This is a genomic window from Pseudarthrobacter sp. B4EP4b, from assembly GCF_006680095.1.
Taxonomy (GTDB): domain Bacteria; phylum Actinomycetota; class Actinomycetes; order Actinomycetales; family Micrococcaceae; genus Arthrobacter.
Genome location: NZ_VHIJ01000075.1, coordinates 1 through 7,930 on the forward strand (window position 1 = coordinate 1; position 7,930 = coordinate 7,930).

A 7,930-nucleotide genomic window follows, 5' to 3' on the forward strand; every position below is an offset into this window, starting at 1 on the left:
GGTTGGGAGGGCTGTCAAGGCATCGAAAGTTCGGTATGAATGCCCGTTTCTACACTGTGGACGGTAAGGTAGCTCGTGTCCATATTATGGATAGAAAAAGGTGAAAAGTGAGTAATTCCCCAGTTCCGGGAGCTCAGGTGGTCAGCCGTGTTGCGGGCTTGTTGCGTCTCATCGGACGCAACGCGGACGGCATGCCGTTGGCCGCCCTGGTGATCGAATCCGGCCTTACCCGGCCCACGGTCCACCGGCTGTTGTCCTCGCTGGCGTCCGAGGGCCTGCTGGACCACGACCCCGGCAGCGGCAACTGGGTGCTGGGTCCGGAGATTTTCCTGATGGGGTCTGTGGCGTCGGCCCGCTTCCCCCTGGAGGAGGTAGCCCGCCCGAGCCTCCGGCGGCTGGCCGAGGCAACCGGCGAGAGCGCCTTCTTCTCCATTCGCCGCGGCTCTGAGACGGTATGCCTGTTGCGGGAGGAGGGGAGCTTTCCGGTGCGGTCATTTGTGCTGCACGAGGGTGTCCGGTTCCCGCTGGGCGTGGCCTCGGCGGGCACGGCGATCCTGGCCTTCCTGCCGGAGGCCGAGCAGGAGGAACTGCTGCGTGATTGGGCAGCGCATGCCGGGACCTTCGCGGTGGGCCACCCGGAGGAACTTGTCCGGACCAACCTCGAGCGCACCAGGCTTAATGGCTACTCGGTGAATCCAGGGCTGGTGCTGGAGGGCAGCTGGGGGATGGGCGCCGCGGTGTTCGACCAGTCCGGCCGGCCCGCCTGGGCACTGTCACTCACAGGCATCGAACCCCGGTTCAAACCGGAGCGGCAGGAGGAGCTGGGCAGCCTCCTGATGGCCGAGGCCCACCGCATCACCCAACAGCTGGGGGCGGAGGGGAAAGGTGTCCGGGCCCGCTGAACCTCCCCGGCTTTGCCAGGGAATGACGACGGCGCGCTACCCCTTCCGGGGGCGGCGCGCCGTCGTTTTTCCTCAGGGCTACAGCCCTGCGCGGGGCTCCTCGGGGCCTTCGCCCTTCCACCAGGTGTCAAAAATGGTGACGGGGACGGTGCGCTTGTGCCGCGTGCGCAGGTATTTCGTTTCGATCGACTCCGCCACGGATTCCGGGACGTCCCGGCCTTCCAGGTAATCGTCGATCTGGTCGTAGCTCAGGCCCAGCTCGTCCTCGTCGGTGCGGCCAGGTCTGTCATCGAGCAGGTCCGCAGTGGGCACCTTTTCCCACACCCGCGCCGGGGCGCCCAGCTCGGCCAGCAGGGCGCGGTTCTGCCGCTTGTTCAGGCCAAACAGCGGCAGGATGTCTGCGCCGCCGTCGCCATATTTGGTGAAGAAACCGGTGACGGATTCGGCGCCATGGTCGGTGCCGATGACCAGGTAGTTGTGTTCCCCGGCGAGCGCATACTGGGCAATCATGCGGGTGCGGGCCTTGGTGTTCCCCTTGTGGAAATCGGAGATCTCAGAGCCCACGGTCTTTTCGAACTCGTCCTCGAAGCCGTCCACAGCCGCTGAGATGTTAAACGTCCACTCCGTTTTGGGCTGGATGAAGTCCAGCGCAGCCTGGGCGTCCTCCTCGTCATGCTGAACGCCGTACGGCAGGCGCACGGCCACAAAGTTCGCGTCCGCGCCTTCTGCCTCTAGCTCCTCGACCGCAAGCTGGGCCAGCCTGCCGGCCAGCGAGGAGTCCAGGCCGCCGGAAATGCCCAGGACAAAGCCTTTGGTGTGGGTGGCTTGAAGGTATTCCTTCAGGAAAGTGACGCGTTTGCGCACCTCCCCGGCGGGGTCGATCCGGGGCTGTACGCCCATTTCCTCAATGATCCTGGCCTGGAGTTCGCGCATGTGGTCCAGCCTAGCCAGCAGTGTCAACAGCGCTCAAGCATCCACACCGGCACGCCCACACTAAACTGGAGACCATGACTTCCCCCAGTGATACTGCAGTAGACACTGCAGCCGCCCGCGCCCGCCTGCTGGAACTGATCAAGGAACTTGCCGTGGTCCGCGGCAAGGTGATCCTGTCCAGTGGAGCGGAAGCCGACTACTACATCGACTTGCGCCGCATCACCCTGCACCATGAAGCCTCGAAGCTGGTGGGTCAGGTGATGCTCGCGCTGGCGGACGACGCCGGCATCGACTTTGAGTGCGCCGGCGGGCTCACCATGGGAGCCGACCCCGTAGGGACGGCAGTGATGCATGCGGCCCGTGACGCCGGCCGGAGCGTTGACGCGTTTGTGGTCCGCAAAGCCCAGAAGTCCTACGGCATGGGCCGGCAGGTGGAGGGTCCCTCGGTGGAGGGCCGCAAGGTGCTGGTCCTGGAGGATACCTCCACAACCGGCGGCTCGGCGCTGACTGCAGTGGAAGGCGTCCGGAAAGCCGGTGGCAATGTGGTGGCCGTTGCGGTGATCGTGGACCGGGATACCGGGGCCAAGGAAAAGATTGAAGCCGAGACCGGAGTGCCTTACCTGTTCGCCTTCGGCAAGGACGAACTCGGCCTTTCATAGCCCTGTTTCCACTGCTGCCCGGGACTGTGCGGCCCGGGCAGCGTGTTGGATCCGGGGCGGGAGTCCTTTATGATTTGCCTTATCCCCCTTATTCCGTACAGAGAACGTGCACTATGGTCCCCCCTGAACATCCCTTGAGCGCCACCGAGCAGGTCCAGAACCTGATCCTGGAGAGTGCCGACTTCGAGGACTTCATGAATGAACTTGCCCGGTTTTCGGCACATCAAGTGGCCGGCGGCGGCGAGGACGCCCTCTGCGGCATTACCCTGTTGCGGGACCGGAAAGCCGCCACGATCGGCTGGAGCAGCGACTCTGCCCGGGAAGTGGACGAGATCCAGTATTCCCTGTCGCAAGGGCCCTGCCTTACTGCGGCAAAAGAGGAACGCGAAGTCCATGTACCTGACCTGTTCGAGGAGAACCGGTGGGGACCGGATTACGCAAGTGCCGTAGCCTCGCACGGGCTGCGGTCGGTATTGTCCCTGCCGTTCAACCTCCAGGGCGACGCCAAGGCGGCACTGAATCTCTATTCCGACGTCCCGCGCAAGTTTGATGAGCGCGCCACCGCCAAGGCCCGGGGCTTCACCCGGGAAATTTCGCAAGCGCTCCGGCTGGCTGTGCGGTTCTCGCTTCACACGGACAGTGCGGCCAATCTCCGGGCCACGCTTCAGTCCCGGACCATCATCGACATTGCCATAGGCATCGTTATGGCGCAGAACAGGTGCAGCCAGGAGGCTGCGGTGAGTATCCTCACGGAGGCGTCCAGCAACAGCAACACCAAGCTGCGGGACATCGCCAAATCCCTTGTGGATTCGGTAGGGGGAGCTGGAACGCGCACCCACTTCCAGGAACCTGGACAGCTGCAGGCGGATCAATCAGCGTAGCGGGCGGCTTGTGCCGGACTCCCGCTGGAGGTTACGCTTACCGAGGTTGAGCCGTCGGCCATAGACACCCTTTTTTGGAGTACCTATGGACCAGACCCTTAATGCCCTCGTCAATCTAGATGTCCCTGCCGACGTTGTCCGCATCGATGTCCAGGGTAGCCTCAACCAGGATTCCCGCCCCAGCCTCGTCCAGATCGTCCGGCGTATCCGGCGCATGGGGATCCGTTCGCATATTCTCGTTGAGCTTTCACGGGCTGTGCTCGTAGAGTCTTCCGCACTTGCTGGCCTTCGGCATGAACTCAACGCCATCGATGCCAGCACCCTGATGGGAATCCACGGCGCCGGCGTATCGCTGGACCTTTCGCCTTCCGGCGACGAGTTCCCGGATGAAGCACTGCTGACGGTTACGGACGCCCTTTCGGTTCTCGCCTTTGCAGAAGCTGATTCCTTGCCTGAACTTGACCCTCTCGGATCGGCGGCAGCCACGCGCGGCCTTGATGAGGGGCAGTCCCTGGAACTCGCAGGGCTCGGGGCGTGGGGCGGCCGGGCGCTGCAGGAGTATTCGGATGAGGAACTTTTGCTGGCCAGCGACACACTCTTCGGCCTGCTGGACAACCCCGGGGCTTTCGCCGGCTCGGACCTGATGGCCCGGTACGAGGACATTGGCCGGGAGATCACGCGGCGCCAGCAGGACACCGCCAGCCCTTTCCCGCTGGCGGAAGGCCAGGCGGCCAGCTGAATTGCTGCGGGTGACCAGGCGTCACTGAATGGTTACCGCCGCCTTCTTGCGGCGGCGTCTTCCGTTGTGCCTACGGTAGGGGTGTGCCGTACGAGGGGGACACAGGTCCGCAGGACAAGCGGGGGGCTTCCGGAGCCCGGCTGCTGGCGGAAGCCGCTGCCCTCAAACAGTTTTCACGCCGCGCGTTCCTGACCGGGGCAAGTGCTTCCGGCGTACTCGCCGCCGACATGATCCTCACCCGGGAGGTGCAGTCACAGCGCCGTTCCAACAGGATCATCGCGGTTACGGACGACTTCGCCGACGCCTACTACCCGGACGCCAGCTGGTTCCTGTTTCCCGGCTACAAAACCAGCTGGGAGGAGGCTCAGTGGATCCTGAACTCCCTCCGCGGTGCGCTGGACAAGCGCGCCCGGCTGGCCGCCGTCGGCTATTCAAACCAGGGGCTGGACATCGACGAACTGGTCATCGCCGTCATCGAGTACGTCCGCGCGCAGAAGCTGACCAAACTGTACTTCTACGGGCACAGCTTCGGCGGGATGGTGGCAACACAGGTGGCTGCCCGGCTGCTCGAAATCCACGGAGTGGAGGTGGAGTTCATCGTCCTGGACTCCAGTCCCTACAGCAAGCATGACGTGCTGGACCAGAGCTGGTTCGACGGCGTCGTGTTCCTGTATGAGCGCGGCATCCGGTTCCCGTCCACGGTGCGGGGCGGGTACGAACTGGGCGAGCGGGTCATCCACAAGGACGAACGCACCTGGCGCCAGATCCTTGACCAGACGCTCGAACAGCTGTCCCCGATCGCCCCGTCCAACCTGCTCATCCAGTCCGAGTCCGCTTATATCTATCATTTCGACGGCCTGCGGTTCGTGGACAAGCTGGGCCACGCCAAGATGGCCTACATCGGAAACCCGCGAGACCGCACCGTCCGCTACCAGACGGCGGTTGAGTCCTGGGCGGTGGCGTTCAAGGCGAACATGGTGTCCAGTGATTTGCAGACCGTGGGTGCTGCTCCGGCCCATGCCAGTCCGGGCTGGAACCCGAACATCTACCGGCCGCTGCTCCAACAGCTGCTGGACGAAAACTTTCCGCTGCCCCGGGGCGGATCCCGCGTGAGTGTCTTCTAGGCCTAGACCTGGTTCTTCAGGTCCGCCACAGAGTTCAGCACCTGGTTGGGCCGGAACGGGTAGGCGCCAATGTCCTCACGCTGCGTGATGCCGGTGAGCACCAGGACCGTGTGCAGCCCGGCTTCCATGCCGGCGATGATGTCCGTGTCCATCCGGTCACCGATCATGGCGGTGGTTTCCGAGTGCGCGTCGATCTGGTTCATCGCCGAGCGGAACATCATCGGGTTGGGCTTGCCCACAATATAAGGCTCCCGGTCCGTGGCTTTGGTGATCAGTGCTGCTATCGCTCCGGTGGCCGGCAGGGGCCCGTCCTTGGACGGGCCGGTGGCGTCCGGGTTCGTGGCAATGAAACGGGCCCCGGCAAGGATCAGGCGGATGGCCGTGGTGATGGCTTCAAAGGAATACGTGCGCGTCTCGCCCAGCACCACAAAGTCCGGATCCTGGTCGGTGAGGATGAATCCAGCCTCGTGCAGCGCCGTCGTCAGCCCTGCCTCGCCGATGGTGTAGGCGCGGTTGCCGGATCCTGAACCTTCCACCTGGTCCTTGAGGAACTGGGCGGTGGCCAAAGCGGAGGTCCAGATGTTCTCTTCCGGAACCTCGAGCCCCGAAGCCTTCAACCTCGCAGCCAGGTCGCGCGGGGTGAAAATTGAGTTGTTGGTGAGCACCAGGAAGCGCTTGGACGTGTCCACCCACCGCTGGATGAGTTCCGCGGCGCCCGGCACCGCCTGGTTCTCGTGGACCAGCACCCCGTCCATGTCCGTGAGCCAGCACTCGATCTCCTGGCCACTGCGGTACACCGCCGGATTGCCTGCAACCTTGTCCGCTTCTGCCATGCCTACCTCTTCACCCGTGATGAAAGCCCGAAAGGTCCAGTCTAGTGTTGAGGGGTGAACCAAACCCCCGGTATGACGTCCCAACCCCAGCCCGAGCCGGCGGAAGCCGCGCCCGAAAAGGCGGAGGTCGGCGTCGGGCCGTGGGAAGGCGAACTGCCCGACGGCGACCACTGGGACCCCGATCTCCTCGCGGACGGTGACCGGCGGAACGTGCTGGACAAGTACCGCTACTGGAAGCACGAGGCGATCGTGGCGGAACTGGACTCCCGCCGCCACAGCTTCCATGTCGCCATCGAAAACTGGCAGCACGACCTCAACATCGGCACAGTGGTGCGCACCGCCAACGCGTTCCTCGCCAAAGAGGTGCACATCATCGGCCGACGGCGGTGGAACCGGCGCGGCGCCATGGTCACCGACCGCTATCAGCACGTCCGCCACCACCCCACTGTTGAGGACTTCGTGGCGTGGGCGGACGGGGAGGGGCTGGCCATCATCGGAATCGACATCTTCCCCGACTCGGTACCGCTGGAAACCTACGAACTGCCCAGGGATTGCGTCCTGGTGTTCGGGCAGGAAGGCCCCGGCCTCACCCCCGAAGTGCACGAAGCCGCCGTCGCCACGCTGTCCATCGAACAGTTCGGCTCCACCCGGTCCATCAACGCGGCCTCCGCTGCCGCGATCGCCATGCACGCCTGGGTCCGCCGGCACGTCTTCAACCAGCACGTCTAGCTTCGCGAGATGACACTTAACGGCAATGCCGGCGCCGGGGATTGCCGTTAAATGCCATCTCGCTGCGTCCTTGGCACCCGAGCTGTGGATAACTCCTTCCCGCCAATCCTCCCGGACGACAATGAGGGATGCGCAGGGCCGCCCTTCCAGACCACCTGACCAACGGTTCCTTTTCCCTCCGGGCCTCCGACAAAGCCGGGGTCACACGTACGCGCACCGCGGCGAAGGACCTGGTAACTGTTTCACGCGGAATCCGCGTCCCGGCCAAGTCTGGAGCCACGGGATCGCTGGCATTGCGGGCCTACACTGACCTCGACGACACGTCCATCCTGGCGTCCTTGTCGGCTGCGCACATTTGGGGCGCTCCCTTGTCAGCCCGATGGAGCGGTGACTGGCGGATCCACCTCGCCCGGCGCCGCGGTTTCAGCTTCCCGCGTCGTGCCAACGTCGTAGGGCACCTGTTGACCTTCCTCCCGGAAGAGGTGATGGAGTACGACGGCGTCCGGCTCACCTCACCTGCGCGGACCTGGCTGGACTTGGCTTCTGTGCTGAATGTCGCAGAACTGGTGGCGGTGGGTGACTATTTCGTCTGCTCCCATGGATCCCCGTTCCCACGCCCCAAGGAGGCTATCTGCAGCATGGAGGAGTTGCGCGGCATCATCAGTCGGCATCCCGGGATGAGGGGCGTTCGCAGTGCGCGAGAGGCATTTGACCTGATTCGAGTGGGATCGGATTCTGCACCCGAGACCCAGATGCGCCTGCTGCTCGTTGGTGCCGGACTGCCGGAGCCGGTTCTGAACCACGTGCTGTTCGACCGGCGTGGAGTTGCTGTCCTTTGGCCGGATGCGGCCTACCCACAATGGAGGATTGCACTCCAGTACGACGGCGAACACCATGCGGGGGCGGAGCAGCACCTCAGGGATATCCGGCGGCAGGACATGACTGCCTCGCAGGGCTGGTTGGAAGTCCGGATTGGGAAGCAGCACCTCGAAGGCGAGCATCCCGCCGTTGTATCCAAGGTCAGGCGGGCCTTGCAAAGCCGGGGCTGGAGCCGAAATGACAGATAACGGCAATGGCGGGCCCCGCGATTGCCGTTAAGTGCCAACTCGGCTGGGGGCATGGGAGGCGGG

The 7,930-nt window shown here is 64.2% G+C and carries 9 protein-coding genes; 7 read left to right on the forward strand and 2 right to left on the reverse strand.

What is annotated here, in order from left to right:
* Positions 1–107 precede the first annotated feature (107 nt).
* A complete protein-coding gene (locus tag FNL14_RS22090; protein ID WP_142064728.1) occupies positions 108–902 on the forward strand; it encodes an IclR family transcriptional regulator in 795 nt (264 codons plus the stop codon).
* A 78-nt stretch (positions 903–980) separates the two neighbouring features.
* Here FNL14_RS22090 and nadE read toward each other — a convergent pair whose 3' ends face one another.
* Positions 981–1,835 carry an ammonia-dependent NAD(+) synthetase gene (gene nadE / locus FNL14_RS22095; RefSeq protein WP_142064731.1) on the reverse strand — a complete coding sequence of 285 codons (855 nt, stop codon included), beginning with the start codon at positions 1,833–1,835 and terminating at the stop codon, positions 981–983.
* 74 nt (positions 1,836–1,909) lie between these two features.
* Here nadE and pyrE point away from each other — a divergent pair, with 74 nt between their 5' ends.
* From pyrE to FNL14_RS22115, 4 genes are all read left to right on the forward strand, one after another.
* A complete protein-coding gene (gene pyrE / locus FNL14_RS22100; protein WP_142064734.1) occupies positions 1,910–2,494 on the forward strand; it encodes an orotate phosphoribosyltransferase in 585 nt (194 codons plus the stop codon).
* Between the two features lie 113 nt (positions 2,495–2,607).
* The gene (locus FNL14_RS22105; protein WP_091421059.1) at positions 2,608–3,375 is read left to right on the forward strand and encodes a GAF and ANTAR domain-containing protein; all 768 of its coding nucleotides are present in this window, start codon (positions 2,608–2,610) and stop codon (positions 3,373–3,375) included.
* An 85-nt stretch (positions 3,376–3,460) separates the two neighbouring features.
* Complete coding sequence (locus FNL14_RS22110; RefSeq protein WP_091421061.1) at positions 3,461–4,114, forward strand: hypothetical protein; 654 nt, start codon at positions 3,461–3,463, stop codon at positions 4,112–4,114.
* 83 nt (positions 4,115–4,197) lie between these two features.
* A complete protein-coding gene (locus tag FNL14_RS22115) occupies positions 4,198–5,238 on the forward strand; it encodes an alpha/beta fold hydrolase (protein WP_142064737.1) in 1,041 nt (346 codons plus the stop codon).
* A 2-nt stretch (positions 5,239–5,240) separates the two neighbouring features.
* Here FNL14_RS22115 and FNL14_RS22120 read toward each other — a convergent pair whose 3' ends face one another.
* A complete protein-coding gene (locus FNL14_RS22120; RefSeq protein ID WP_091421066.1) occupies positions 5,241–6,071 on the reverse strand; it encodes an HAD-IIA family hydrolase in 831 nt (276 codons plus the stop codon).
* Between the two features lie 72 nt (positions 6,072–6,143).
* Here FNL14_RS22120 and FNL14_RS22125 point away from each other — a divergent pair, with 72 nt between their 5' ends.
* Both FNL14_RS22125 and FNL14_RS22130 read left to right on the forward strand, forming a co-directional pair.
* Entirely contained in the window at positions 6,144–6,800 is a 657-nt protein-coding gene (locus FNL14_RS22125) for a TrmH family RNA methyltransferase (RefSeq protein ID WP_255470962.1), read from the forward strand.
* A 128-nt stretch (positions 6,801–6,928) separates the two neighbouring features.
* The gene (locus tag FNL14_RS22130) at positions 6,929–7,867 is read left to right on the forward strand and encodes a hypothetical protein (protein WP_142064740.1); all 939 of its coding nucleotides are present in this window, start codon (positions 6,929–6,931) and stop codon (positions 7,865–7,867) included.
* Positions 7,868–7,930: the final 63 nt, after the last annotated feature.

Excerpts from the sequence above, each read along its gene's own strand:
- nadE (WP_142064731.1), bottom strand. The coding sequence starts at position 1,835 with ATGCGCGAACTCCAGGCCAGGATCATTGAGGAAATGGGCGTACAGCCC.
- pyrE (WP_142064734.1), top strand. The coding sequence starts at position 1,910 with ATGACTTCCCCCAGTGATACTGCAGTAGACACTGCAGCCGCCCGCGCC.
- FNL14_RS22105 (WP_091421059.1), top strand. The coding sequence starts at position 2,608 with ATGGTCCCCCCTGAACATCCCTTGAGCGCCACCGAGCAGGTCCAGAAC.
- FNL14_RS22110 (WP_091421061.1), top strand. The coding sequence starts at position 3,461 with ATGGACCAGACCCTTAATGCCCTCGTCAATCTAGATGTCCCTGCCGAC.
- FNL14_RS22120 (WP_091421066.1), bottom strand. The coding sequence starts at position 6,071 with ATGGCAGAAGCGGACAAGGTTGCAGGCAATCCGGCGGTGTACCGCAGT.
- FNL14_RS22125 (WP_255470962.1), top strand. The coding sequence starts at position 6,144 with ATGACGTCCCAACCCCAGCCCGAGCCGGCGGAAGCCGCGCCCGAAAAG.
- FNL14_RS22130 (WP_142064740.1), top strand. The coding sequence starts at position 6,929 with ATGCGCAGGGCCGCCCTTCCAGACCACCTGACCAACGGTTCCTTTTCC.